General features: G+C 64.0%; 24 protein-coding genes. 5 read left to right on the plus strand and 19 right to left on the minus strand.

Annotated elements, in window-relative coordinates; translation table 11 throughout:
- Positions 1-45 precede the first annotated feature (45 nt).
- From VGO04_RS24930 to lepB, 6 genes are all read right to left on the minus strand, one after another.
- Positions 46-858, minus strand: a complete 813-nt coding sequence (locus VGO04_RS24930) for an ABC transporter permease (protein ID WP_327498644.1) — start codon at positions 856-858, stop codon at positions 46-48.
- Complete coding sequence (locus tag VGO04_RS24935; RefSeq protein ID WP_327498645.1) at positions 848-1798, minus strand: ABC transporter permease; 951 nt, start codon at positions 1796-1798, stop codon at positions 848-850. Before VGO04_RS24935 ends, VGO04_RS24930 begins: the two co-directional genes overlap by 11 nt.
- Positions 1795-2793 (minus strand): ABC transporter ATP-binding protein, encoded by a 999-nt coding sequence (locus VGO04_RS24940; RefSeq protein WP_327498646.1) that lies wholly within the window; start codon positions 2791-2793, stop codon positions 1795-1797. Before VGO04_RS24940 ends, VGO04_RS24935 begins: the two co-directional genes overlap by 4 nt.
- A 246-nt stretch (positions 2794-3039) precedes the next feature.
- Positions 3040-4200, minus strand: coding sequence for an ABC transporter substrate-binding protein (locus VGO04_RS24945; protein ID WP_327498647.1), 1161 nt, complete (start codon positions 4198-4200; stop codon positions 3040-3042).
- A gap of 160 nt (positions 4201-4360) precedes the next feature.
- The gene (locus VGO04_RS24950; protein ID WP_043624663.1) at positions 4361-5269 is read right to left on the minus strand and encodes a LysR family transcriptional regulator; all 909 of its coding nucleotides are present in this window, start codon (positions 5267-5269) and stop codon (positions 4361-4363) included.
- A gap of 66 nt (positions 5270-5335) precedes the next feature.
- Complete coding sequence (gene lepB / locus VGO04_RS24955) at positions 5336-6277, minus strand: signal peptidase I (protein ID WP_327498648.1); 942 nt, start codon at positions 6275-6277, stop codon at positions 5336-5338.
- A gap of 160 nt (positions 6278-6437) precedes the next feature.
- On the opposite strand from lepB, the gene VGO04_RS24960 reads away from it, so the two are divergent.
- Positions 6438-7364, plus strand: a complete 927-nt coding sequence (locus VGO04_RS24960; protein ID WP_327498649.1) for an alpha/beta hydrolase — start codon at positions 6438-6440, stop codon at positions 7362-7364.
- 66 nt (positions 7365-7430) lie between these two features.
- On the opposite strand, the gene msrA is transcribed toward VGO04_RS24960, so the two are convergent.
- Positions 7431-8153, minus strand: coding sequence for a peptide-methionine (S)-S-oxide reductase MsrA (gene msrA / locus VGO04_RS24965; protein WP_327498650.1), 723 nt, complete (start codon positions 8151-8153; stop codon positions 7431-7433).
- A 155-nt stretch (positions 8154-8308) separates the two neighbouring features.
- Between msrA and VGO04_RS24970 the strand changes: the two genes are divergently transcribed.
- Entirely contained in the window at positions 8309-8710 is a 402-nt protein-coding gene (locus VGO04_RS24970) for an ACT domain-containing protein (RefSeq protein ID WP_327498664.1), read from the plus strand.
- 15 nt (positions 8711-8725) lie between these two features.
- On the opposite strand, the gene VGO04_RS24975 is transcribed toward VGO04_RS24970, so the two are convergent.
- From VGO04_RS24975 to VGO04_RS25005, 7 genes are all read right to left on the minus strand, one after another.
- The gene (locus VGO04_RS24975; RefSeq protein ID WP_327498651.1) at positions 8726-9145 is read right to left on the minus strand and encodes a GFA family protein; all 420 of its coding nucleotides are present in this window, start codon (positions 9143-9145) and stop codon (positions 8726-8728) included.
- 103 nt (positions 9146-9248) lie between these two features.
- On the minus strand, positions 9249-10841 hold the full coding sequence (locus VGO04_RS24980; protein ID WP_327498652.1) for an MFS transporter: 1593 nt from the start codon (positions 10839-10841) through the stop codon (positions 9249-9251).
- Positions 10834-11298 carry an SRPBCC domain-containing protein gene (locus tag VGO04_RS24985; RefSeq protein WP_327498653.1) on the minus strand — a complete coding sequence of 155 codons (465 nt, stop codon included), beginning with the start codon at positions 11296-11298 and terminating at the stop codon, positions 10834-10836. Before VGO04_RS24985 ends, VGO04_RS24980 begins: the two co-directional genes overlap by 8 nt.
- 168 nt (positions 11299-11466) lie before the next feature.
- The gene (locus VGO04_RS24990) at positions 11467-12036 is read right to left on the minus strand and encodes a TetR/AcrR family transcriptional regulator (RefSeq protein ID WP_327498654.1); all 570 of its coding nucleotides are present in this window, start codon (positions 12034-12036) and stop codon (positions 11467-11469) included.
- The gene (locus VGO04_RS24995; RefSeq protein ID WP_327498655.1) at positions 12033-12527 is read right to left on the minus strand and encodes an HPP family protein; all 495 of its coding nucleotides are present in this window, start codon (positions 12525-12527) and stop codon (positions 12033-12035) included. Before VGO04_RS24995 ends, VGO04_RS24990 begins: the two co-directional genes overlap by 4 nt.
- Positions 12528-12647: 120 nt before the next feature.
- Positions 12648-14642 carry a CocE/NonD family hydrolase gene (locus VGO04_RS25000; RefSeq protein WP_327498656.1) on the minus strand — a complete coding sequence of 665 codons (1995 nt, stop codon included), beginning with the start codon at positions 14640-14642 and terminating at the stop codon, positions 12648-12650.
- Between the two features lie 84 nt (positions 14643-14726).
- Positions 14727-16331: an ABC transporter substrate-binding protein gene (locus tag VGO04_RS25005; RefSeq protein ID WP_327498657.1), complete on the minus strand. Its 1605-nt coding sequence runs from the start codon at positions 16329-16331 to the stop codon at positions 14727-14729.
- A gap of 217 nt (positions 16332-16548) precedes the next feature.
- Between VGO04_RS25005 and VGO04_RS25010 the strand changes: the two genes are divergently transcribed.
- Both VGO04_RS25010 and VGO04_RS25015 read left to right on the plus strand, forming a co-directional pair.
- Positions 16549-17334, plus strand: coding sequence for a helix-turn-helix domain-containing protein (locus VGO04_RS25010; protein WP_414650597.1), 786 nt, complete (start codon positions 16549-16551; stop codon positions 17332-17334).
- A gap of 49 nt (positions 17335-17383) precedes the next feature.
- Positions 17384-17722 (plus strand): PAAR domain-containing protein, encoded by a 339-nt coding sequence (locus VGO04_RS25015; RefSeq protein WP_327498659.1) that lies wholly within the window; start codon positions 17384-17386, stop codon positions 17720-17722.
- A gap of 7 nt (positions 17723-17729) precedes the next feature.
- Here the strand turns inward: VGO04_RS25015 and VGO04_RS25020 are convergent, their stop codons facing one another.
- Positions 17730-19181, minus strand: coding sequence for a LuxR C-terminal-related transcriptional regulator (locus VGO04_RS25020; protein ID WP_327498660.1), 1452 nt, complete (start codon positions 19179-19181; stop codon positions 17730-17732).
- 222 nt (positions 19182-19403) lie between these two features.
- Between VGO04_RS25020 and VGO04_RS25025 the strand changes: the two genes are divergently transcribed.
- The gene (locus VGO04_RS25025) at positions 19404-19658 is read left to right on the plus strand and encodes a hypothetical protein (protein WP_327498661.1); all 255 of its coding nucleotides are present in this window, start codon (positions 19404-19406) and stop codon (positions 19656-19658) included.
- A 56-nt stretch (positions 19659-19714) separates the two neighbouring features.
- On the opposite strand, the gene VGO04_RS25030 is transcribed toward VGO04_RS25025, so the two are convergent.
- The 4 genes from VGO04_RS25030 to VGO04_RS25045 are packed head-to-tail and all read right to left on the minus strand — an operon-like array spanning position 19715 to position 24867.
- Positions 19715-21346, minus strand: a complete 1632-nt coding sequence (locus VGO04_RS25030) for an ABC transporter ATP-binding protein (protein ID WP_327498662.1) — start codon at positions 21344-21346, stop codon at positions 19715-19717.
- Entirely contained in the window at positions 21339-22166 is an 828-nt protein-coding gene (locus VGO04_RS25035) for an ABC transporter permease (protein ID WP_104662987.1), read from the minus strand. Before VGO04_RS25035 ends, VGO04_RS25030 begins: the two co-directional genes overlap by 8 nt.
- The gene (locus VGO04_RS25040) at positions 22163-23278 is read right to left on the minus strand and encodes an ABC transporter permease (protein ID WP_327498665.1); all 1116 of its coding nucleotides are present in this window, start codon (positions 23276-23278) and stop codon (positions 22163-22165) included. Before VGO04_RS25040 ends, VGO04_RS25035 begins: the two co-directional genes overlap by 4 nt.
- Complete coding sequence (locus VGO04_RS25045) at positions 23278-24867, minus strand: ABC transporter substrate-binding protein (protein WP_327498663.1); 1590 nt, start codon at positions 24865-24867, stop codon at positions 23278-23280. Before VGO04_RS25045 ends, VGO04_RS25040 begins: the two co-directional genes overlap by 1 nt.
- Between the last annotated feature and the right edge of the window lie 70 nt (positions 24868-24937).

Genomic DNA, 24937 nt, shown 5'->3' on the forward strand with positions numbered 1-24937 from the left:
GATCAGCAGTTGGGTGTCCATGTCTGTTCTCCCTTGAAAGTCGAGTTATTTGCCGGCGCCGGCGATCTGGTCGCCGTCGCGGGTGAGGTAGTAGGCGCCGAGGATCGGCAGGAAGGTGACGAGCACCACGACCATGGCGACGACATTGGTCACCGGGCGCTGGCGCGGGCGGATCAGCTCTTCGAGCATCCAGATCGGCAGCGTCGACTGCTGGCCGGCGGTAAAGGTGGTGACGATCACCTCGTCGAAGGACAGGGCGAAGGCGAGCATGCCGCCGGCGAGCAGTGCCGTGCCGATGTTCGGCAGTATGATGTGGCGGAAGGTCTGGAAGCCGTCGGCGCCGAGATCCATCGAGGCCTCGATCAGCGAACCGGAAATCCGCCGGAAGCGGGCGACCGCGTTGTTGTAGACGACGACGATGCAGAAGGTCGCGTGGCCGAGCACGATGGTCCAGAACGAGAAGGGGATGTCGGCCATCGAGAAGGCGGAGCGGAGCGCAATGCCGGTGATGATGCCGGGAAGGGCTATCGGCAGGATGACGAGCAGCGAGATCGTCTCGCGGCCGAAGAAGCGCGTCTGGCTGACGGCGGCGGCACAAAGCGTGCCGAGCACCAGAGCCACGGCGGTCGCGATCGAGGCGACCTTGACCGAGAGCGTCAGCGCCGCCCAGACATCCGGTCGGTTCCAGGCAACCGCAAACCACTGCGTCGTCAGGCCCGGCGGCGGGAACTGGTAGCTCTTTTCCTCCGTCGTAAACGCGTAGAGGAAGATGAGCAGGATCGGCAGGTGCAGGAAGGCGAGGCCGGCTGCGGCCGCGATCTTCAGGCCCATCGGCGAGCGGTTGCGTTCAGAGCGCATCGAAAGCCCCCATGCGTTTGGCCACGAAGAGGTAGGCGCCCATGATGACGATCGGCACCACCGTGAAGGCGGCGGCGAGCGGAATGTTGCCGGCCGTACCCTGCTGGGCATAGACCGCCTGACCGATGAAGAGGCGTGACGAGCCGACGATCTGCGGGATGATGTAGTCGCCGAGCGTCAGCGAAAACGTGAAGATCGAGCCGGCGACGATACCGGGCAGCGCCAGCGGAAAGAGCACGTAGCGGAAGGTCTGGGCCGGCGTGCCGCCGAGGTCGGAGGACGCCTCGATCAGGTTGCCCTGCACGCGCTCGAGCGCCGCCTGGATCGGCAGGATCATGAAGGGCAGCCAGACATAGACGAAGACGATGAAGGTGCCGGTGTAGCTGACCGAGAGCGAGTTGCCGCCGACCACGGGCAGCGAAAGCCAGCCATCAAGCAGCCAGAGCAGGTGCAGTTTATCGAAAATCCAGGTGAGGATGCCTTCCTTGGCAAGGATCAGCTTCCAGGCGTAGATCTTGACCAGATAGCTCGACCAGAGTGGCAGCATGACGCCGAGATAGAAGAGCACCTTCCACTTCCCTTGCGCATAGCGCGCCGCGTAGTAGGCGATCGGGAAAGCGATGACGGCAGAGGCGAGCGTGACGGTTGCCGCCATCGTGACGGTGCGCAGGATGATGTCGAGATTGGTTTCACTGAGGAGCTGGCGATAGGTCGCAAGCGTGAACTCGTAATTGATCAGGCCCGAGAAGTCGTCGATCGAAAAGAAGCTCTGCAGCAGCAGTGCAAACAGCGATCCGAGGTAGACGATGCCGAGCCAGAGCAGCGGCGGCGCGAGCATGATCATCAGAAGCAGATGCGGGTGCTTCCAGAAGAAGTCCGACAGGCGGCCGGCAGGGCCGCGGCGTTCGGGCAAGACGAGGGGTTCGGCAAAGGCGGTCATGCGTCCTCCATCGGGTGCAGCTCGTTTGCGGCAAAGCTGATGGTGACGGGGCTGCCGACGGCGGGCACGGTGAGGGCGGCGGGGCTGGCGACGGCGACACGGGCGCCATCGACATCGACGACGACGCGGTTGACGGCGCCGAGGAAACTATGGGCGGCGACAGTGCCTGCAAGGCTGAGCGCGCCATCCCACGGCGTGGAGAGGGAGATCGCTTCCGGGCGCAGGCTGGCGAAGGGCGCCTTCAGGCCGAGGCGCTGGCAAAGCTTGGCGGGCCGCACGTTGGACGAGCCGACGAAATCGGCGACAAACCGTGTCTTCGGCTGCTTGTAGACGTCTTCCGGGCGGCCGAGCTGCTGGATGCGGCCATCGTTGAAGACGGCGATGCGGTCGGCCATCGACAGGGCTTCACCCTGGTCGTGGGTGACGAAGACGAAGGTGATGCCGAGCGATTTCTGCAGGCTCTTCAGCTCTTCCTGCATCTGCTCGCGCAGCTTCAGGTCGAGCGCGCCGAGCGGCTCGTCGAGCAAGAGAACCTTGGGCTTGTTGACGAGCGCGCGGGCCAGTGCCACGCGCTGGCGCTGGCCGCCGGAGAGCTGGCCGGGGCGGCGGGTGCCGTAGCCCGGCAACTTGACCATGGCGAGCGCGTCTTCGGCCGCCTTGCGGCGCTCCTCGCGACCGATGCCCTTGACCATCAGCCCGTAGGCGACGTTGTCGAGGATCGAGAGATGCGGGAATAGGGCGTAATCCTGGAAGACGGTGTTGACGCTGCGCCGATAGGGCGGAACACCCTCGGCGGTTTCGCCGAAGATTTCGATATGGCCGCCGGTCGGTTGCTCGAACCCGGCCATCAGGCGGAGACACGTGGTCTTGCCGGAGCCTGAGGGGCCGAGCATGGCGAAGAACTCGCCCTCGGCAATCTCGAGGTTCACGCCATCGACGGCGCGCACGGCTCCGAAGTGGCGGGAAACATTGTCGAAGAGAACGGCGGTGGTCATGAGAATGCTCCAGAAAATTTGGCCCTCATTCCCGCGGTGAGGGAAGGCCCCTTCATCTCTCGCGGTGAGGGAAGCGCCCCTCATCCGCCCTGCCGGGCACCTTCTTCCCGCAAGCGGGGCGAAGGGACGTGCGGCGGGCGGTTTGCCTCAAATGCCTGCCGACAGTTTTGCCGGAGGCGTTCCCACTCCCCGCGTGCGGGGAGAGGGTCAGGGTGAGGGGCAGAATGCTTGCTGTGTGGTCGCGGCTTATCGGCCGCCGATCACGCCGATGTAGTCGGAGACCCAGCGGTGATAGGGCACGCATTCGCCCTGGCTTTCGCACTTGGTCACCGGCGTCTTCCAGAACTTGACCTTGTCGAAGTCCTCGTAGCCGTTGGTCTTGCAGCCTTCGTCGGTGAGCAGCGCATTGCCCTTGCAGGCGGCACCGACGGACGGGTTGGCGCCGAACCAGGCGGAAACGTCACCCTGGACCTTCGGCGACAGCGAGTGCTCCATCCACATATAGGCGCAGTTCGGGTGCGGGCTGTCGGCGTGCAGCATGGTCGTATCCGCCCACCCGGTCACGCCTTCTTCCGGAATGGTCGAAGCGATCGGCAGCTTTTCGGCTTCCATCAGGTTGACCTGGAACGGCCAGGAGCCGGAGGCGACGACGCCTTCGTTCTTGAAGTCGTCGATCTGGATCATCGCGTCGTGCCAGTAGCGGCCGACCAGCTTGCGCTGGCCGCGCAGCAGTTCAAGCGCTGCCTTGTACTGGTCTTCGTTGAGCTCGTAGGGGTCCTTGATGCCGAGTTCCGGCTTGTGCTTCATCAGGTAGTTGGCGGCATCAGCCACATGGATCGGACCGTCATAGGCCTGGACGCGGCCCTTGTTCGACTTGCCGTCGGGCAGGTTCATTTCCTCAAAGACGACGTTCCAGCTCTTCGGCGCTTCGCCCTTGAAGGCGTCCTTGTTGTACATCAGCACGTTCGGGCCCCAGACGTAAGGGGTGCCGTAGTGCACGCCGTTGACCGTGTACCAGGGCGCGTTCTGCATGCGCTCGTCGATCGTCTTCCAGCTCGGGATCAGGTCGGTGTTGATCGGCTGGACGCGCTTGCCGGCGACGAGACGCAGCGACGCGTCGCCCGACGCGGTGACGAGGTCGAAGCCGCCTTCGTTCATCAGCGCGACCATTTCGTCGGAGGTGGCGGCCGTCTTCACCGAGACCTTGCAGCCCGTCTGCTTTTCGAAATCCGTGACCCAGTCGTAGTTCTTGTCGGTGTCGCCGCGCTCGATGTAGCCGGCCCAGGCGACGATGGAGAGTTCGCCTTCGCCCTTGCCGAGCTCCTTCAGCGGCTCCTGCGCAAAGGCCGGGGCCACAAGGCAAAGCGACAGGGTCAATGCCGTGCAGGATTTGAGCATCTGCTTCATCTGAATTCTCCCAGTTTTGAGCCGCGTTTTGCGGCTTCGTTCCCAGGTTGAAGCGTGCCTTGGTTTCACCGTATTCGCAAATTCATTAAACAGAATGCCGCTTTCGGTTTTTCCGATATCGTTCTCCGGGAATCGCTGGAAAGCAAGAAAAACCAGCAGGTTAACGCGGACGGGCGCTTCTAAGCGCTTCGGCGATGCCGACGAAATCGCGCGCAGATTGCGGCAGGCCAGAGCCCTTGCGCCAGACCATGCCGACCTGGACGACGGGAAGAGCGCCCGAGACATCGCGGCTCTCGATGCGGTCGCCTTCAAGCGACCAGGGGCGGTAGACGAGATCGGGCAGAAGCGCGATGCCGGCGCCGGTCGCGACCAGGCTGCGCACCGCCTCGACCGAACGGGTGCGGAAGGCCACATGCGGGCGGGCGCCGAGTGCGGTCAGAAGCTTGCCGGTGTTCTCCTCGATTTCGTCGACCGTCAGCATGATCAGCGGTTCCTTGGCGATATCGCTGACGGAGATAATGTCGGCGCTGACCAGCGGATGGCCGATCGGCAGCCAGAGGCGATAGGGCGAGGTTTCGAGGATTTCCGCCTGCAGCGCCATGCGGTCGCGGAGGTTCGAGATGACCATGACGGCGACATCGAGTTCGCCGCCGATCAGGAGATGCTCGAGATAGGAGCCGTTGTCCTCGATGGCGCTGACCTCGACGCCCGGGCAGGCGCGACGATAACGGGCCAAGAGATCGGAGAGCACGTAGCCGGCAACGAGCGAGGTGACGCCGAGATTGAGCTTGCCGCCGGTCTCCTCGCGGCTGTCGGAGAAACTCCGCCGGGCGTCCGAGACATTGGAGAGGATCTTGGTCGCGTGGCGCAGGAACTGGTGGCCGTTGTGGGTGATCGACAGACCGCGCGGATGCCGATCGAAGAGTTCCACGCCGAGGTCGCCCTCAAGCTCCTTGATCGCCTCGGTGATCGAGGATTGCGAGATCGAGAGGTTCTGCGCCGCACGGGTGATCGACCCCTGTTCGGCAACGGCGACGAAATACTGCAACTGTCTGAAAGTGAAGGCCATGGCGCGAGTTAATAGGTGCAGGGCGCGGCTGGCAAGCCGTTGCCGCGCCGCCGCTGTCTGCCCGGATTAGTTCACCTTTCGGAAGGCGTCGAAACCACTGCGTTTGTTGTAGAGAACCAGAACGGCTTTCCCGAAAATGTTCTCCTCCGGAACAAAGCCGACATCGTGCCGGCTGTCGGCGCTTCGGTTCCTGTTGTCGCCAAGCATGAAGTAGTGGCCGTCTGGAACGGTGAATTCCTGGGTATCGGAGACGGGCCTGTCTTCGGCCATTCGGTGAGAGCGGTCGCCGGACAGCCTTTCGCTGTAGATTGTAAAGTCACCGCCCTGATCGTCCGGATTGTGCTGTACCTCCACCTGCTCCTTCGGCGCCGGTTCGCCGTTGATGTAGAGAGTACCGCCCCTGTATTGAACGCTGTCGCCGGGCAAACCGACGACCCGCTTGACATAGGGGAGCTCCGGCTGCGGTGGGAAGGCGAAGACGACCACGTCGCCGCGTTCCGGCGCGCTGCCAAGTACCTTCGAGTTCAGTCCGATGCTGAAAGGGAACGAGAACTTGCCGTAGCCATAGGCGTATTTGCTTGCGACCACATAGTCGCCGCTACGGATCGTCGGGTACATCGAAGATGCCGCTGTGCCGAAGGACTGGAACAAGAGCGACGTGAAGGCAATCGGCGCGACGAGGAAGATCAGGACGAGGCCGTACCAACGTGCATACCAGGGAAAGCTCTGGCCAGGCGAAATGCCGCGAGCCAGCTGATAGCCGTGGTATGATCCGAAGCAACGGAAGGCACCCAGCGCGAGATTGGCAAGCCACGTCGCGTCATCGGTACTCGTCGCTGCGGCAATCGCCCAGGAGGCGCCGAAGTACAGCGCGACCTCCGCGACGAAGTACAAGAGGCCCAGCTTCCAACGCCCGAGATAGGCCATCATCACCGCCGGCGCGACGAAGAAGCCGATCAATGCGGCGCAAACAGGATGGCGATTGCGAAAGGCCTGCAATAGTTTCACGGAGACACCATGGAAGAGAGAATCGGAGCGGGTTCTTGGTCGGCAGGCTAAATCTCTAATTGTGGCTATCGACCATTGCAATCCGGTCTCCGCGCATGCCTTCGGACTTTCCGAAGACGAACCGCATGCGGACGAATGGCCCACCGAACGAGGCGCTGAAATGGACGACAGGTTGCGTACCAAACCCATGCCGAGCGAGCCCGGCATCCTTGCCTTTCATCGCCGCTGCGAGGACTTCTACCCTGCCGATGCGGTGGATGCGTCGATCGGGCAGCAACGCAAATGGTACGATGCGCTCTGCGCCGAATTCGATGCGCCGAGCCCGGCCGGGCTCACCCGTGAAGATGCGCTTGTCGACGGCCGCATCAAGATCCGGCGCTACCGGCCGGCGACCGTGTCGACGAAGACGCGGATCTACTACATCCATGGCGGCGGTTTCGTCGTCGGCTCGCTCGACAGCCACGATGCGATCTGCGCCGAGCTCGCGGATTTCGCTCAGGCCGAGCTGGTCTCGGTCGATTATCGGCTGGCACCGGAGCATGTCTGGCCGGCCGCCTTCGACGACAGCTATGCCGTGCTTCAGGACTTGCTTGCCGATGGCCGTCCGGTTGTCGTTGCCGGCGACAGCGCCGGTGGCAACCTTACGGCCGGCATTGTGCTCAAGGCGCGGGCGGAAGGGCTTTCCGGCATTGTCGGACAGGTGCTGATCTATGCCGGCCTCGGCGGTGACCTGGTCTCGGGCTCCTATGTGGAGATGGCCGAGGCGCCGGGGCTGACGACGGCCGATGTCGGCTACTATCGCGACATCCTGAAGGCGCCCTCGGGCAATCCCTTCGCCGCGCCGCTGGCGGAAACGGATCTTTCCGGCCTGCCGCCGAGCTACATCACCGGCGCCTTTTTCGATCCGTTGCGCGACGATGCCCGCATCTATGCGGCGCGTCTTGCAAGCGCCGGTGTCAACGTCACCTTCCGAGAAGAGCCGCAGATGATCCATGCCTGGCTCAGGGCGCGGCACATGAGCGAGGGCGCGCGCGAAGGGTTTAAGCGGCTGGCGGAAGGCGTTGCCATTCTCGTCGGAACGCGCTGAGGCGGGATTGGCAGGAACGCCATTACCGGAGAGCCGGGACGCAGCTTTCCCGAGGAAGCGTCCGGGCTAGCTTTTCGCCTTGAACACCAGCACGGGATTTGCCCGGAATGCCCCGGGGAAGAGTGTTCGTAGGTTTTCGATCTTCGGCAGGTCGTTGTAGACGATGTAAGGATGGGTCGGGTTCCGCGTCAGGAAGTCCTGGTGATAGTCTTCGGCGGCATAGAAGCCCTTGAAGGGAGAGACCTGCGTGACGATCGCTGCCGGGAAGGCGCCTGACTTGCCGAGCTCGGCGATATAGGCGGCGGCGATTTTCTTCTGCTCATCCGTGACGGCGAAAAGTGCCGAGCGATACTGTGTGCCGTGATCCGGTCCCTGATAGTTGAGCTGCGTCGGGTTGTGGGCGACGGAGAAGAAGACCTGAAGCAGTTGCCCATAGGTCACCTCGCGCGGATCGAAGGTCACCTCCACCGATTCCGCGTGGCCGGTCTTGCCGCCGCTCACCGTCTCGTAGTCGGCAGTGGCCGCCGTGCCGCCCGCGTAGCCCGAGACGGCGTTCTTTACGCCTTTGACATGCTGAAACACACCCTGCACGCCCCAGAAGCAGCCGCCGGCAAAGACGGCGATTTCGGTCGATGCCGTTGTCTTTTCGTCAAGCGACGGCGGCGGGATGGGGACGGCCGTTTCCTGGGCTGAAGCAAGCGGCGCAGTCGCGAGCGCGGCGACAAGGGCTGCGACCGAGATCAGGGAGACATTGCCCAGGGAATAGGCCGACTTGCTGCTGCTCGCCATGGTTTCCTCCACCGCCGGCCTCATGCCAGCTCCAAGATGACCACATGTTTTCATGGGAATGACAATGGTCAAATCGCGATCGCGTGCTTCACGCCAACGTGACGATCCGCTACGAGTTCACTGCAACATTGACGCTCGATAGGATGGGATGGGACATGGCCGGCGAAACGGATCTCGCAAAACTCCTGGCGGCGATGAGCCCGGTTCTTTACCCGCAGACCTATGTCTATTGCACCGTCGCCTACCGCGACGAGGCGGGCTACCAGCAGCTGGAGCCGCTCGCCACCTATCGCGAGGACGAGGGGCTGACGCTGGTTCTTGCCCGCGACGCGGCTGATCAGGCGGGTCTCGAATACGGCCCGCTGCTTCGCAGGATCACGCTCAACGTCCACTCGGCGCTCGAAGCTGTCGGCCTGACGGCGGCCATCTCGGCGGCGCTGACGCGCGAGGGCATCAGCGCCAACGTGATCGCCGCCTATTATCACGACCATGTCTTCGTGCCGGAGGCGGATGCCGAGCGGGCGCTTTCGGCGCTGCAGGCCTTGACCGTCGCCTGACGTTCCGCGCTGCCGCTACATGAAGCGCGTGTCGTCCGGCGGGTTGAAGTGATCGTCGGCACGGCCGTTCTCGTAGATGATGGGCGCTTCGGCGAGTTCCGCATCGCTGACGCCGTCGAGGCAGGCAACGTTGACGGCGTAGAAGTGCCCGATGAAATCCTTGTGATAGCCGCGCGTGAACGGCCTGACGCCACAGCGGCTACAGAAGTAGTGATCGACGTCGCCGATGATCCAGCTCGAGTTGTCGGCCCGATAGCTGGTGAGCCTGTCCTTGCCGGTGGTGATCGCGAATTCTTCCCTGAGTGCAAAAGCTTTCTGCATGCGCGTCTTGGCGCAGAAGGAGCAATTGCAGCGGCGGACGCCTTCGGCAAGATCGAGCTGGCATTCGAAGGTGACGGCGCCGCAGTGACAGCTGCCGCGGTAGAGCTTTTTCATCGGTTCCTCCCGGATTTTGCACAGGCTTCACCGCGCACCGACCGGGTGGTCGGCGCCGATGAGGATGTGCTGTTGACGTCTTGCAGTCCGGCGCCGCGCGAAGCTAGCCGACGGTGCCCGAAGGGGCTGGCTGATCGGCGATCAGCGGATCCTTGCCGTTGTCGTCGTCCTTCGCCTTGCGCAGAAGCAGGAAGGCGATGAGGGCGGTCAGCAGCGACAGGAGCACGCAGATCGAGGCTGTGAAGGTGAAGGACTGGGTGAAGACGTCGCGGGCGGCCGTCAGCAGGCGCTCGGCTTCTGCCGGCGGTAACTCGGCGGCAATCGCCACGGCGCCGCCGAGCGTCTGGCGGGCCGCCTCGATCTTTTCCTCCGGCAGGCCGGTGACGATGAGTTCATCCATGCGGCCGCGATAGGCCGAGGTCAAAAGACTGCCGAGAACCGCGATGCCGAGCGCTCCGCCGAATTCGAAACTGGTCTCCGAGATCGCAGACGCCGCACCGGCGCGTTCCGGCGGGGCCGAGCCGACGATCATGTCGGTCGTCAGCGTTCCGACCGGGGCAAAGCCGAGGCAGAGCACGACGAGCCCGGTCGTGACGAGGAGGGGGCTGCTTGTGGTACCGACCTGCGTGCAGATGGCAAAGCCGATCGCCGTCAGCACGAAGCCGGCGGCAATCAGGTTGGAGGCGGCAAAGCGCGTCGCCAGCATCGGCACCGTCATCGAGGCAACGACCATGGCGACACCTGTCGGCACCGACCAGAGCCCGGCGACGAAAGGCGAAAGGCCGAGAACGAGTTGCAGGTACTGCGCCACGAACAGGAAGGCGCCGAAGCCGACGAAAAGCCCGAGAATGTTGACGCCAAGTGCGGCGCTGAAGGCGGGCGTCTTGAACAGCGACAGGTCGATCAGCGGATCGGCGAGGCGAAGCTGGCGGCGTGCGAAGAGGATGGCAACGACGATGCCGACAAGGATGAAGGAGATCGCTGTCGTATCGACGCCATCTTCGGCGATGCGCTTCATGCCGTAGATCACCGACAGCACCGATATCAGCGATTGCGCGGCGCTGATCAGGTCGATCCGCCCGGCCTCCGGATCGCGGAACTCGGGCAAGAGGATTGGGCCGAGGATGAGGATCAGCACCATGACGGGCACCGCCAGCAGGAACACCGAGCCCCACCAGAACTGCGACAGCATCAGCCCGCCGACCACGGGGCCAATGGCGCCGCCGGCCGAGAAACTGGCAATCCACACACCGATTGCAAAGGTGCGCTGCCGGTCGTCCAAGAACATGTTGCGGATGAGCGAGAGCGTGGAGGGCGCAAGCGTCGCGGCGGCAACGCCAAGGATGGCGCGTGCGATAATCAGCGTTTCGGCGTTCCAGGCAAAGGCGGCAAAGATCGAGGCGAGGCCGAAGGCGATCGAGCCGATCATCAGCAGGCGCCGGCGGCCGATGCGGTCTCCGAGCGTGCCCATGGTGATGAGCGAGCCGGCGACCATGAAGCCGTAGACGTCGATGATCCAGAGAAGCTGGGATGCCGACGGTTTCAGCTGTTCGGCAAGCTGCGGCACCGCCAGGTTCAGCACCGTCAGGTCCATGGAATAGAGCATGCAGGGCAGCGCCAGCACGGCGAGCCCGATCCATTCGCGCCGGGTCGCCTTCGGGCCCGGCGCGTTGTCGAGGTTTGCGGTCTCAGACATGGTCGACATAATCCTTGAGCCGGTCGAGGCACTCGCCCCAGCCTTCCTGGTGCGAGTCGCGCTCTTCGACGGTCTCGAATGGCGTTTGATGGAACGTCAGGCGTGTCCTGCCGCCGATGTCGGCGAAGGAGACGGTGATCAGCGTATCGGGGCCGGGTTCGCCCTCTTCGTCCCAGGCGAAGGTGAAGACGAGCCGTTCCGGCTCGCGCACCTCGCGGTAGACGCCGCCCATCCAGTAGTCGCGCCCTTCGGGTGAGCGGATGCAGCCGCGCCAGGCGCCGCCGGGCCGAAAGTCCATGGAGAGCGAATGGGGCGTGAAATCCTTCGGTCCCCACCAGCGCAGCGCATGCTCAGGCGTTGACCAGACCTTGAAGACAAGGCTGATCGGCGCGTCGAAGTCGCGCACGATTTCCAGGCTGATTTCCTTGCGCGTTGCGTTTGCGGTTGCCGCTTGCATCAATGCCTCCTCCTCCGGGCGCCCCACTGCGCCCAGTCTTTAACCTGAAAGTTATTTAACTCATCGGTTAATATCTGCGCGCGACGGGTCGTGTCAAGGCATGCGGCGGCTCCGGCTGATAATTGTCAGATTTGGCAGGCCGAGAAAGGGTGCCGGCGGCTCGGAGCTTTATGCGGCGGGAGCGTTCAAGCAGCGTGCCTTGAGGCGGGAAATCACCCGGCCGAAGGCGCCGGGATCGCCGAGGCTGCGGGCGAGGATCAACGCGCCCTGGATGCCGCCGACGACTTCTTCGGCAAGGGCGGTTGCCTCCGTCTCGGGCGCGCCGGCACGCACGAGCGTTGCGGCGAGGTCGGTGCGCCAGTCGGTGAAGTAGCCGTTGATCTCGCGGGCGAAGCGGTCATGGGCGCCGCTTGTCGCGATCACGCCCATCAAGCAGAGCCTGCGGCCCTGGCGGAAGTAGCTGTCGACGCCGGAAAACATGGTCTCCAGCGCGTCATCCGGGTCTTCGGCATTGCGCAGGATGTCGAAGACGTGGGTGCGGAACCAGGCGTCGATGTCGGCAAGCACGGCCTCGGCCATCTCCTCCTTCCCGCCAGGGAAGAAGTGGTAGAGGCTGCCTTTGCCGAGCCCCGTCTTTTCGGTGATCAGGCTGAGGCTGGCGCCGTCATAGCCGTGCTCGCGAAAAATCTCGGCGAGCATCGCAATGACGTCCTTTCGCTCGGCAACGACGCGGCTCATGCGGGCTTCCTCACCAGCGGATACTCCACCCTGGCGAAACGGTGGAAGAGGGCGCCAATGGCGACGAGGATGAGCGAACCGGTCAGGACCGGAAAGAGCAGGAACTCAAAACCCGGATCTGCGGAAAAGACGACGAGCGGGTTGGCGCCGGCCGGCGGATGGGTGAGGCGCAATGCCGCCATCAGGGCGATTGCGGCGCCGACAGCGATCGCGACGGCCCACCATTCGTTGGGAAAGACCGTCCGCAGGATCAGGCCGACGAGAGTGGCAATGACGTGGCCGCCGACGACATTGGCCGGCTGCGACAGCGGGCTTGATGCGACCGAGAAGATCAACACGCAACTGGCGCCGAAGGGCGCCATCAACAGGGGGTGTCCGACGAAATGGGTCAGCGCCCCGACGGCGGCAATGGCGACAAGGCCACCGATACCGGCAATGAGACCGCGGCCGACGTGAACGGGAGGCTGATGACGGGAGAAAAAATGGCGCATGGCTGTACCAATCGGTAAATTGTTTACCGATTGGTACAATGCTTTGCTGTTGGCGTCAAGAGAGCGGTGGCAAGCAGGGCCAAGCGGCGGCGGGACGCACGCCCCCGCTCGGCGCCAGGTTCACATCAGATCCCGGCGAACCCGCTTTTCAAAATGCTTCTCGAAGATCTTTGTCTCGCCTTCATAGGCGACGACTTCCGCCTCGGTGATCCAATCGTCCTCGGTGCAGTGCAACGTCGCGGTCGAGACCGTGCGCACCGACCAGCCTTCGCGCCTGGCGATGCAGGTCCAGGTCGAGGTGCCGATCATCGATAGCGGATCGTCAGGCGCGATCGACCAGGTCTCGTCGCGGATGTCCTGGGTGGCAAGACCGGTATCGGGGTGCTCGGAAAGGCCGGTGTCCTCGTAGATCCGGTAGTGGGTCATGCCATGCGTCATGTCGCGCTCGACCGTGCGGCTGGTGTTGCCGCGCTTGAGCTCAACATACTTCGGCAGCGGATCGGGGTTTTCCGGCTCCGGCACGACGATCTCGCGGTGGGCACCGAGCAGTGGCAGCGCAAGCGACAGGCTCGCCGTATCGATCGAAAGGCCGGGATCGGTCGGGGTGGGAAGGATCAGCGGCCAGTAGGCGGTCGACAGCGACACGCGGATGCGGTTGCCCGGGCGGAAGCGGTAGCCGCAGGCGTCGAGCGTCAGCGTGATGCGCGTCTTGCGGCCGGGCTCCATGCCCTTCGGGCTGGCATTGCCGTCGCGATGCGCCAGATTGAGCACGCCGAAGGCGACGCGGGTGGCGGTGCCGTCCGGGTGCACATCGACGAGGCGCACGGCGAGATTGGCCGTTGGCGCCTGGCAGGTGACATCGACCGTCAGCGTCGGCTGGCCGAGATAGTCGGCGGCTGCAAGCAGCGGCGCGGTCTCGAAGGTGAGCGAGCCGGCGTCGTCGATGCGCTGGTCGCCGGCCATTTCGGCATCCGGTTTCAGGGTGAAATACTCGCCGGCGGCCGTACCGGTATCGAGCGGCGACTTCAGGTAGATCTCGCCAATGCCGGTGCCGCCGGCAGACGGCGTCAGCCGCCCGTCATGCGAGACGCCGAAGAGCTGCATTTCCGGCGACGTCCAGGCATCCTTCGCCACCCAGCGGCCGGGATCGCTGTCGCGCCTGAGCGACGGGCGCGGGCCATCGAGAATATAGGCGCGCACCTGCGGTCCTTTCTCTGCGCCGTTCTCCTCGTCGCGCAGCCAGCGGTTCCACCAGCGGATCGCCTCACCATGAAAATCGGCGCGGGGCTTGGGGAAGGCGAAGTGCGGGTACTTGTGCACCCAGGGGCCGATCAGCGCCTTCGCCTTGTCGCCAAGCCCCTCGACCGCCTTCAAGGGCGTGTTGCGGTAGCCGTCGGCCCAGCCGGCAATGACGAGCGCCGGCACCGCGACACTGTCGAAGTCCTCGGAAATCGAGCCATGTTCCCAGAAGGCGTCGCGGCGCTGATGCTCCAGCCACTCCTCCATGAAGTAGGGCTCGTTCTCCAGCCGCTCCATCCACATCGCCTTCCAGCGATCACCGACGAGTTCGGGATCCGGCGAGCGCGACTGGTAGGCGAGCATGGTTGCCGCCCAGGACAGCTGGGCGGAGAGGTGGCAGCCGTTCTTGTAATGGATGTCGTCGTTGTAGCGGTCGACCGTCGAGGCGATGGAGATGACGGCTTTGAGCGCGGGTGGATTGAGGGCTGCGACCTGCAGGCAGTTGAAGCCGCCCCAGGAGATGCCCATCATGCCGACCTTGCCATTCGACCAGGGTTGGGCAGCGATCCATTCGATGATTTCGCAGCCGTCGGAGAGCTCGCGCGGCGTGTATTCGCCGTCGATGACGCCATCGCTTTCGCCGGAGCCGCGGATATCGACACGCACGCCGGCAATGCCAGCGGCCGCAAACACCGGGTAGGTGGATTCGTCGCGAAGGCTGGTGCCGCCTTGCTTGCGGTAGGGCAGGTATTCGAGCACGGCCGGAACCGGCGCGGCGTTGGCGCCGGCGGGCATCCAGATGCGGGCGGCAAGCTGGGTGCCGTCCTTCAGCCGGATCCATTCGTTCTCGATCAGTGTGAATTCACGTTCGGACATGTCGTTTCTAACCGTTCACTCTATCGCATTGTTTCTATGCAAGTTCGGACGCGGAACCGGGTTCCGCGTCCGTTGCAATTGCGCTTAGGCGTCGAACCAGACGCGGCTACCGATGTAGCCGTTGGACAGGTCGTTGCCGATGTCGTCGACGAAGCCCTTCAGCGACGCCGAGGCGGCGTTCACGTAGTCGTTGAAGACAGGCAGGATCAGGCCGCCTTCGTCGCGCACGGTCATGGCCATGGTGTGGTACATCTCCTTACGCTTGGCATCGTCGAGCTCGGAGCGGGCCTGAAGCAGCAGCTTGTCGAAATCCTCGCGCTTGAAGCGCGTGTCGTTCCATTCCGCCGTCGAAAGATAGGACGTGGAGTAGCGCGAATCCTGCGTCGGCCGGCCGCCCCAGTAGGAGGCGCAGAAGGGCTGCACGTTCCAGACGTTGGTCCAGTAACCGTCCTCCGGCTCGCGACGAACTTCCAGCTCGATGCCGGCCTTCTTGGCGCTTTCCTGGAAGAGCACGGCCGCGTCGGCAGCACCCGGGAAGGCGGCGTCGGAGGTGCGCAGCAGAATCGGTCGGTCGTGGCCGGACTTCTTGTAGTGGAAGGCGGCCTTATCAGGATCATAGGCGCGCTGCTCGATGCCTTCGGGCGCCAGCGCATAGTTGCCATTGACCGGGTAGTCGTTGCCGAGCGTGCCGAAGCCGCCGAGCACCCGGTCGAGGATCGCCTGGCGATCGACCGCGTATTTCAGTGCCAGCCTCAGGTCGTTGTTGTCGAAGGGGGCGGTGTCGCAGTGCATCAGGAAGCTGTAGAAGCCCTTGCCGGCGGTGCGCAGGATCTCGACGCGCGGCGCCCGCTTCAAAAGCGGCACGGTCTTCGGGTCGATGTTGTTGATGAAATGCACCTGGCCGGAGGAAAGTGCCGCAATGCGCGCCGTGGTGTCGTTCATCACGATGATCTCGACACTGTCGACGAAGCCGCGGTCGGAGCGCCAGTCATCGGCGTTCTTCTCGAAGGTGGCGCGCAGGCCCGCCTCGTAGCTTGCAAGCTTGTAGGGACCGGTGCCGATGGGGGAGGCCGGGTTATCGACGCCGCCCTTCGGCTGGATGATCAGGTGGTAGTCGGTCAGAAGCAGCGGCAGGTCGGCATTGCCCTCGGTCAGGGTCAGCACCAGCGCGCCGCCCTTGTCCTCGATCGTCTTGATCGAGCGCATCAGCCCGAGTGCGCCGGACTTCGAGCCTTCGTCCGCATGGCGCTTCAAGGTCGCGACAACGTCGGCGACCGTCAGCTTGCTGCCGTCGTGGAAGCTGACGTCGCTGCGGATCTTGAAGGTCCACTGGGATGCGTCGGCCGAGGGTTCCCAAGATTCGGCAAGGGCCGGCAGCGGCGCGCCGGTCTTCGGGTCGGATTCGACCAGCGTGTCGCCCCAGAGGTGGCCGATGACGAAGGAGACCGAACCGCTATAGGCAGCGGGATCGAGGGAATCGGTGGTGGCGCCGCCCTTGAGGCCGAGCTTCAGATGGCCGCCGCGCTTGGGCTCCTGGGCCCGTGCGTCGCCTGCGCCGAGCGTTGCGCCGAGCCCGGCCGCAAGGCCGAGCGCCGCTGTACCCGCCAGGAAGCCCCGCCGGCTGATGCTGGTCGAAGCCATGCTCGCGGGAACGAGAAGGCCGTCTTGTCGCTTCGTGAATTCGGTCATTCCAGGGTTCCCTTTGGTGTAATGTTTCTGGAGAAAACCTATCGCCTGCAGGATCGGACACAATTTCGCGACTTGACGCTTATTTACGCTCTTTTACGCTACTAGGATCGTGCAGGTTGCCACGATCCGAGGTAAACGAGAGACTGCTCCGGTTTCGCGGTTGCGAACCGGCCGCCGCGTTATCACCGGCATGATCGAGGGAGAGCCATTGCGGGACATCGACATCTTCTCGGCCAATCTCAGGTTTGCCTGCGCGACGCGCCGGTCGATCTCGCAGATTTGCCGCGAGATCGGCATCAACCGGCAGCAGTTCAATCGCTACATTGCCGGCGAGGCGAAGCCTTCTCCGCACAATGTCGCGCGCATCGCCCGCTTTTTCGGGCTTGCGGCGGAAGACTTCGTCTTGCCCGCGAAACAATTCGAGGCGCGCATGACGCGACCGGACCGCGACCGATCGGACGCGGGGCTGCTGCTCGAAGGGTTTCCCGGCGATATCGCGGCGCTGAGGCGTCATATCGGCTACTACCAGACCTACCATGTCTCGCTCTCCTGGCCGGGGCTCGTCGTCTGCTCCGCGGCCCGGATCTATGAGGAGGCCGGCTCTTTCCGGGTCAAGTCGATCGAGCGCATCCGCGATCCGGCCAACGAGATCCAGCAGTTCTCGAAATATGTCGGCCTCGTCACCTTCTGGCGAAACCGCATCTTCATCACCGAGCGCAGCATCGGCCGCGAGCCGATGCTGGCGCAGACGATCCTGCTGCCGTTTGAAATGCACCAGCGCGTCTACCTGCGCGGCACAACCATGGGGGTCTCCTGGCGCAAGGAGAACCTGCCTTATGCGTCCCGGATGATCTGGCGCTCGCTCGGGGGCCAACCGGACCTGCGCCAGATGCTCTCGCGCTGCGGTGTGCTCACCTTCGGCTCACGGCAGATGCCGCAGACGGTGCGCAATTTTCTCGAAACGCCCGATGCCGAGCCGCTGACGATACCGAACGAGTATTGAGGCCTCTGTCGTGCCACGATAGGTTGGCAGCGTTTTTGGGGAGTGGGTCATGAAATCTGCTGTGGTCGCGGTTCTTTGCCTCATCGCAATGCCGGTCTCCTTCGCGATGGCCGACGATGCCCCGGCACCGATCCCGTCCTGCGCGCTTTCGGGCGCTTCGAGCGTGATGATCGGCGGCCAGCCGGCGCTGCGGCTTTCCGATGTCGCCAACTGCCCGCCGGAACTTTACGAAGTGGTGCCGAGCATCATGATCGAGGGCCAGCCGGTCGTGCATTTCCGCGCCGGCAGCGGAGAAAAGGGCGATTGCTCGGCCAAGGGCGAGGCGACGGTGACATTCGAGGGCGAGGCCGCAAATCGCGTCGGCGACGTCGACTGCCGGCAGAAATGACCGAACCTCAGTCGAGCTTCGCCAGTCGGGCTCCTTCGCGAAGGGCTTCCAGCGCCGGCGGATTGGAGACGGGATAGCCCTTGATGAAGCGGTCTACCGTAAAGGAGGGGAACTCGGCACGCAGGCGCCACACGACGTCGGTTGCCTCTTTCGCCTCTCCGCTTAGCGCATGGGCCATCGCCTGGAACATCAGCGTATTGGGCGATTCCTGTGAACTCTTCTCCAGCGCCGACAGGCATTCGCGATAGCGCCCGACGACGAAGAGAACGCGCGCGAGCATGCCATAATACCAGGGCGGCCCGAGCGGGTTCAGGGAGAGGGCGCGTTCGATAAGCGGCATCCCATCGGCGGGGTCGCCAACGACCAGGGCCTTGGCGCCCGCAAGCAGCGCCAGGGTGTCGGCGTTGTTTTTCCCGAATTCGAAGGCGCGGGCATGTGCTTCGGCGCCGCCTGCGAGGTCGCCGAGGCAAGCACGCAGATCCCCGAGGCAGGTGTGGCCGGCTGGGTCGGTGGGATCCAGCCGCACGGCTTCATCAACCGCGCGCCGCCAGTTGCGGAAGGCTTCGTCGAGGTCATCGACAAAGCCGTTGGCCGCCTGGATGGAATAGACATAGGCAAGTTCCGTCCAGGCGCGCGCCCGGCTCGGATCGAGTTCCAGCGAGCGTGTCAGCAACTGCATCGCGTTCGTGTTGCCGTCGCGGCTGAAGCGATTGTGCTGCTCCACGCCAAGCAGGAAATAGTCATAGGACTGCAGGCTTCCCGGCGACTTGCGGCGGCTTTCCTTGCGGCCGATCGCCGCCAGCGTGCCGAAGCAGCCGGCAAGCACATTGATGACGCTTTCGCAGAGGCTGTCCTGCAGGGAGAGCGCGTCTTCCATGGTGCGATCGTAGCGCTCGCTCCACAGCGTCATGCCGCTGCGCGTGTCGGAAAGCTGGATCGTGAGGCGAACCCGGCGGTCGTCGGCGCGCAGCTGCCCGGTGATGGCGTAGGCCGCCCCCACCGCCTGAACATGGTCTTCGAAGGCTTCGGGTCGATTGCCGAGCAGCTTCATCGTGTGGAAGGCGATGACCGGCAGGTCGGCGAAGCGCGCGAGATCGACGCAGATGTCGGACGAAAGGCCATCGGCAAAGCGGTGCCAGCGATCCTCCGGATTGAGGCTTTCAATGGGAAAGACCGCGAGCGTCGGCGAGGCCGGCTCGGCACTGCGCGATGGCGCGACCGCTTCGGTCGCTGCTCTGCCGGCCACCATCTGTGCGACCCAGGAGGCAAGCTCGATCTTGTTGCGAACGCCGAGCTTGCCGTAGATCGTTGCCAGGTGCGTGCGCACCGTCGAGGGCGCGATGAACAGCGCTTCGCCGATTTCGCGATAGGTAAGACCGGCGGCAAAGCGCTCCGCCACGGCGCGCTCGCGATCTGACAAGGCTTCGGTGGCTGCCTGTGATGTCGAAATACGGTTCATGGCTGCTTCCTGCCATCTGACCGGGCCGTTTTCAATGGCGACATACGGCAAGGTGCCACAGCGCCCGTTGCGCGTCTAACGGGACGCGCGGTGCTCCCGGCAAAATACTACAAATGCAGGAGAGGAAACACAGCAGCTGCGCGATGTGGGGCGCGTGCGACGCGCCTAGAGTTCCACCCGTGTTTCAACGCCCCCTAGGGGCCAGAAGAGGTGGGAACGGCGATGAGCAGCCTGCTTTCCGGAATGTCCGATTTCTATCATGCCGTTCGGCTGGATCTCAGCCAGCCGGCCAGGCATCTCGCCGACAGCCTCGGTCGTCACGACCCCTTCCGGCTGCTTGTCATCTGGGAGGACCGCGTCCGCGTCCGCGAGCAACTTCAGCGGATGGCCGATCAATATCCCGAGAGGCTGACGGATATCGGCCTCACCAAGGCACAGGTTCGTGCTGAGACGAGCAAGGCCTTCTGGGAACGCTGACCTTGACCGACGAAGACGGCAGACGGCGGCACCCAATCGTGCCGCCGTCTCGTTTTTCAGTTGCCGGCGCTTTCCATGCGCCTTGTCTTCAGCACGCGTTCCAGCCAGCCGATCTCCATCTCGGGAACCGACTTCAGCAGCAGGTCGGTATAGTCGTCGAAAGGCGGCGACAGCACCTTCGACTTCGGACCGAAGCGCACGAGGCGGCCGCGATGCATGACCGCGACGCTGTCGGCGATCGCCCGGACGATGGCGATGTCGTGGGTGATAAAGACATAGGAAACAGCGGTTTCCTCCTGAAGCTTCAAAAGCAGATTCAGGATGCCTTCGGCCACCAGCGGATCGAGCGCGGAGGTCGGCTCGTCGCAGAGGATCAGCTCGGGCTTGGCGGCGAGCGCGCGTGCGATCGCCACCCGCTGTTTTTGCCCGCCTGAGAGTTCGGCCGGATACCGATCGAGGAAGCGGCCGCCCATTTCGATCTGGTCGAGCAGCTCGTTCACCCGCTCCGTCTTCTTCTGGCCGTGCAGACCGAAATAGAAGGAGAGCGGCCGACCGACGATGTCGCGCACCGTCTGGCGCGGGTTCATCGCCGTATCGGCCATCTGGTAGATCATCTGGATGCGGCGCAGCTCGTCATTGCTGCGGCCCTTGAGCGCCCGCGGCAGTTCCTTGCCCTCGAAGGTGATACGTCCCTCGGTCGGCGGCAGCAGCCCGGTGATGACGCGGGCGAGCGTCGACTTGCCCGAGCCGCTTTCGCCGACGATCGCCAGCGTCTGGCCCTTCGGCAGATGCATCGAGACGTCGTGCAGCACCTTGAAGCCGTTGGCGTAACCGGCGCTGACATGCTCGATCGTCAGCTGCGTGCCGGTCTGGTCCGCGGCCTCGTCACGCTTGGTCTGGCGGACGCTGACGAGCGCGCGGGTGTAATCCTCCCGCGGCGCCTCGATAATCTGCTTGGTAGCGCCATATTCCACGGTCTTGCCGTGGCGCAGCACCATGATGTCGTCGGAGATCTGGGCGACGACGGCAAGATCGTGGGTGATGTAGAGCGCTGCGGTGTGCGTCTCCTCGATCGCATGCTTGATCGCGGCAAGCACGTCGATCTGGGTCGTGACGTCGAGCGCTGTCGTCGGCTCGTCGAAGACGATCAGTTCCGGGTTGGGGCAGAGTGCCATGGCGGTCATGGCGCGCTGCAGCTGGCCGCCGGAGACCTGGTGCGGATAGCGGTCGCCGAAGGTTTCCGGATTGGGCAGGCCCAGCACCCGGAAGAGATAGAGCGCCCGCTTCTTCGCCTCCTCGCGGCTCATGATCCCATGGCGGAGCGACGCCTCGATCACCTGGTCGCCGAGCCGGTGCGCCGGGTTGAAGGCGGCGGCAGCCGATTGCGCGACGTAGCAGACGCGGGCGCCGCGGATCGAGCGGATGCCGTTCTTGTCGAGCGTCAGGATGTCCTTGCCATCGAGCAGGACCTGGCCGCCGGTGATGCGCACGCCGCCGCGACCATAGGCGAGCGCCGAAAGGCCGATGGTCGACTTGCCGGCGCCGGATTCGCCGATGAGGCCGAGCACCTTGCCCTTTTGCACCGTGAAGGAAACGCCCTCGACAAGGGTGACGACCTTGGGTGGTTCGCCCGGCGGGTAGCTGGTCGCTTCGATCTTCAGGTTCTTGACGGAGAGCATCTCAGGCATCGCCGCGTCCTCCCTTGAGGCTGGAGGTTCTCTTCATCAGCCAGTCGACCACGAGGTTGACGCAGATCGCCAGCGTCGCGATCGCGGCCCCTGGGATGAGGGCTGCCGAGATGCCGAAGATGATGCCGTCCTTATTGTCCTTGACCATGCCGCCCCAGTCCGCTGCCGGCGGCTGGATGCCGAGGCCGAGGAAGGAGAGGGTGGAGAGGAAGAGGATCGAGAAGGCGAAGCGCAGGCCGAATTCGGCCAAGAGCGGCGACAGCGTGTTCGGCAGGATCTCGCGGAAGATGATCCAGAGCGAGCCTTCGCCGCGCAGCCTTGCGGCTTCGACGAACTCCATGACCGCGACATCGAGCGCGACGGCCCGGCCGATGCGGAATACGCGGGTACTGTCGAGCACCGCCATCACCAGGATCAGGATCCACAGATGCTGCGGCAGCACGGCGAGAACGACGAGGGCGAAGATCAGCGTCGGGATCGCCATCATCAGGTCGTTGAAGCGGGAGAAGAGCTGGTCGGTGAAACCACCGACGACGGCGGCGGTGAAGCTCAGGAGCATGCCCAGCGAGAAGGAAAGCACGGTTGCCGCCAGCGCCACGAAGATGGTGGTGCGGGCGCCATAGATCAGACGCGAGAGCAGGTCGCGGCCGAGATTGTCGGTGCCGAGCAGGAAGTCGCCACCGGCCGGGAGCCAGACGTCGCCGACGACGTCGCGTTCGCCGAAGGGGGCGATCATGGGCGCAAAGAGCGCGCAGAAGATCGCGATCGCGATGCCGGCGATGCCGATCCAGGCGCTGAAGGGAATGGATCTCAGGTTCATCGCGGATGCCTCAGTCTGGGGTTGGCGATGATCGCGAGAATGTCGGCCGCCATGTTGAGGAAGATGTAGAAGGCGGCAAAGATCAGGCCGCAGGCCTGAACGACCGGCATGTCGCGCACGGTTACCGCATCCACCATGTATTGGCCCATGCCCGGATAGACAAAGACCACTTCGACCACGACGACGCCGACGACGAGATAGGCGAGGTTCAGCGCAATGACGTTGATGACAGGCGCCACGGCGTTGGGAGCCGCATGGCGCGCGATGATGCGGAACATGCCGAGACCCTTCAGCTCTGCCGTCTCGACATAGGCCGACGACATGACGTTGAGGATCGCAGCCCTCGTCATGCGCATCATGTGGGCGAGAACAACGAGGACGAGGGTTGCGACCGGAAGGGCGATTGCCGAGAGCCGCTCGGTGAAGCTCATGCTGTCATAGACGGTCGCGGGGAAGGTCGCGACGCCGTATTTGACGGCGAAGAACATGATCAGCAGATAACCGACGAAGAACTCCGGCAGCGAGATCGCCGCAAGCGAGACGACGTTGATGATCTTGTCGGGCAGCCGGTTGCGGAACTGCACCGCGAGCATGCCGAGGCCAACGGCGAGCGGCACGGAGACCAGCGCCGCGAAGAAGGCGAGGAACAGCGAGTTGCCGAGGCGCTTGCTGATCTGTTCGCCGACCGAATTCTTGCTTGCCCAGGAGGTGCCGAAATCGCCTTGAACCGCGCCGCCGAGCCAGGAGAGGTAGCGTTCGGTCCAGGGCTTGTCGAGGCCAAGGTCCTTGCGGATGTTTTCGACCGCCTGGGGCGTTGCCGACTGGCCGAGATAAGTGGTGGCGAAGTCGCCCGGCAGCGCCTCGATGCCGCCAAAGATCATCAGCGATACTGCGAACAGAAGGCCGACGCTCAAGCCGAGGCGCTGCAGGATCAGCGCCGCGAGAGGGCGACGGAAGGTGAAGCGCCGCCAGAAGGTGCCGCCGATTTCGCTTTGGCTGGCGGCAGGGTTGGGTTTTGCTGGTACTCCGGAAAGTTCGGCAGACCGCGGGTGCGACGCACCCGCGGTTCCATCCGTCGGAACCGGACCAGTGAGCGGTCCGCTTTCCATCATCATGCGTCCAGCCAGACCCGGGTTGCGACGTAGCCGTTCGACATGTCGTTGCCGATATCGTGCACGTAGCCTTTCACCTGCTTGGTGGAGGCGTTCACGAAGTCGTTGAACATCGGCAGGATCAGGCCGCCTTCGTCACGCACCGTCATGGCCATGGTGCGGTACATGTCCTTGCGCTTGGCTTCGTCGAGCTCGGCACGGGCCTCGAGCAGAAGCTTGTCGAAGTCCGGGCGCTTGAAGCGGGTATCGTTCCAGTCGGCGGTCGAGAGGTAAGCGGTCGAGTACATCTGGTCCTGGGTCGGACGGCCGCCCCAGTAGGAGGTGGAGAAGGGCTGGACGTTCCAGACGTTGGTCCAGTAGCCGTCGCCCGGCTCGCGCTTGACCTCGATCTCGATGCCCGCCTTCTTGGCGCTTTCCTGGTAGAGCACGGCCGCGTCGACCGCACCTGGGAAGGCAACGTCGGAGGTGCGCAAGAGCACCGGACCGCTGTGGCCGGACTTCTTGTAATGGAAGGCCGCCTTGTCCGGATCATAGGCACGCTGCTCGATGCCTTCGGGGAAGAGGGCATAGGTGTCGTTGATCGGGAAGTCGTTGCCGACCTTGCCGTAGCCGCCGAGGATGCGCTGGACCATGGTTTCGCGGTCCATCGAATACTTAAGCGCCATGCGCAGGTCGTTGTTGTCGAACGGGGCGGTGTTGCAATGCATGATGAACACGTAGTGGCCACGGCCGGATGTGTTCAGGATTTCGACCGTCGGTGCCTTCTTCAGAAGGTTGACCGTCTTCGGGTCGACGCGGTTGATGTAGTGCACCTGGCCCGACGAAAGGGCGGCGATGCGGGCGGTCGCGTCGTTCATGGCGATCAACTCGACCGAATCCACGTAGCCGCGGTCCGTGCGCCAGTCGTCGGCGTTCTTCTCGAAGGTGGCGCGAACGCCGGCCTCGAAGCTCGTCACCTTGAAGGGGCCGGTGCCGATCTGGGCGTCCGGCGCGTCGATGCCGCCGCCCGGCTGGATGATCAGGTGATAGTCGGTCAGAAGTAGCGGCAGGTCGGCATTGCCTTCCGTCAGCACCAGCACCAGCTTGTCGCCGTCGGCCTTGATCTCCTTGATCGACTTCATCACGCCGAGCGCGCCGGATTCCGACTTCTCGTCGGTGTGGCGCTGCAGGGTCTTGATGACGTCGTCGAGCGTCAGTTCCTTGCCGTCATGGAATTTCACGCCCTTGCGGATGGTGAAGGTCCAGGTCGAGGCATCGGCTGACGGCTCCCAGGATTCGGCAAGTGCCGGTACCGGCGCGCCCGTGGTCGGGTGGCTTTCGACCAGCATGTCGCCCCAGTTGCGGCCGACGACGAACATGAATTGCGAAAGCGCCTTGGCCGGGTCTTTCGAGTCGGTTGCGGCAGCACCTTCAAGACCGAGTTTCAGATGGCCGCCGCGCTTCGGCTCCTGCGCTGCAGCGCTGGTGGCAAACAAAGTGCCGGCCGTCGAGGCGAGAATGCCGGCAGCAGCCGCGCGGCCCAAAAACTCGCGCCGGTTCATCTTGCCGAGCATGACCTGTCGTGTGAGGTAATCCTTGTAATCGCTCATTCCCCTGTTCCCTTTTCTCGTCGGCATTCGCCGTTCGTTGTGGTTGGTAGAGATTGTATCGATGGCTTCG

Source organism: Ensifer sp. (assembly GCF_035999185.1).
GTDB lineage: Bacteria > Pseudomonadota > Alphaproteobacteria > Rhizobiales > Rhizobiaceae > Ensifer.